This is a genomic window from Emergencia sp. 1XD21-10 (genome assembly GCF_009936045.1).
In the GTDB taxonomy this organism is placed as follows: domain Bacteria; phylum Bacillota; class Clostridia; order Peptostreptococcales; family Anaerovoracaceae; genus Senimuribacter; species Senimuribacter intestinalis.
In genome coordinates this window covers 1-1,067 of sequence record NZ_QWEQ01000074.1, presented here as the reverse complement: position 1 = coordinate 1,067, position 1,067 = coordinate 1, and the positions used below count along the sequence as shown (strand labels likewise).

Below are 1,067 nucleotides of genomic sequence, written 5' to 3'. Positions count from 1 at the left end.
AATTATTCGATGATCTCAGTAACAACGCCGGAACCTACTGTTCTGCCGCCTTCTCTGATCGCAAATCTCAGTCCTTCTTCGATTGCAATCGGGGTGATCAACGCAATTGTCATGGTTACGTTATCTCCTGGCATACACATTTCTGTTCCTTCTGGTAACTGCAGGTCTCCTGTTACGTCTGTTGTTCTGAAATAGAACTGTGGTCTGTATCCGTTAAAGAACGGAGTGTGTCTTCCGCCTTCTTCTTTCTTCAGTACGTATACTTCGCCCTTGAACTTTGTGTGCGGATGAATGGTTCCCGGTTTTGCCAGTACCTGTCCTCTTTCGATTTCTGTTCTCTGCACACCTCTAAGCAGTGCTCCTACGTTATCTCCTGTTTCTGCCTGGTCTAACAGCTTTCTGAACATTTCCAGTCCTGTTACGACTACGCTTCTCTTTTCTTCTGTTAAGCCGATGATTTCTACTTCTTCACCAACTTTCAGTACGCCTCTTTCTACTCTTCCTGTTGCTACGGTTCCTCTTCCTGTGATGGAGAATACGTCTTCTACTGGCATCAGGAACGGCTTATCGTTTGCTCTTTCTGGTTCTGGAATGTAGCTATCTACTGCTTCGAACAGTTCTACTATCTTATCTCCCCATGGTCCTTCTGGGTTCTCTAATGCGCCCAGTGCGGATCCTCTAATGATTGGTGTGTCATCTCCTGGGAATTCATATTCGTCAAGCAGTTCTCTGATTTCCATTTCTACCAGATCCAGCAGCTCTTCGTCATCTACCATGTCGCACTTATTTAAGAATACTACGATGTATGGTACGCCTACCTGTCTGGACAGCAGGATGTGCTCTCTTGTCTGCGGCATCGGTCCATCTGTTGCTGCGCATACCAGGATTGCGCCGTCCATCTGTGCTGCTCCTGTAATCATGTTCTTTACATAGTCAGCGTGGCCCGGGCAGTCTACGTGTGCGTAGTGTCTATTCGGTGTTTCGTATTCTACGTGTGCTGTAGAAATGGTGATTCCTCTTTCTTTTTCTTCTGGTGCCTTATCGATCTGGTCGAATGCTACCTTTTC

1 protein-coding gene is annotated in these 1,067 nt (G+C 46.5%); it reads right to left on the bottom strand.

The window, feature by feature from the left end:
* Nucleotides 1-2: 2 nt before the first annotated feature.
* Nucleotides 3-1,067 (bottom strand): elongation factor Tu (tuf, locus tag D1151_RS16350; protein ID WP_161909578.1); only part of this gene is annotated, 1,065 nt, incomplete at its 5' end.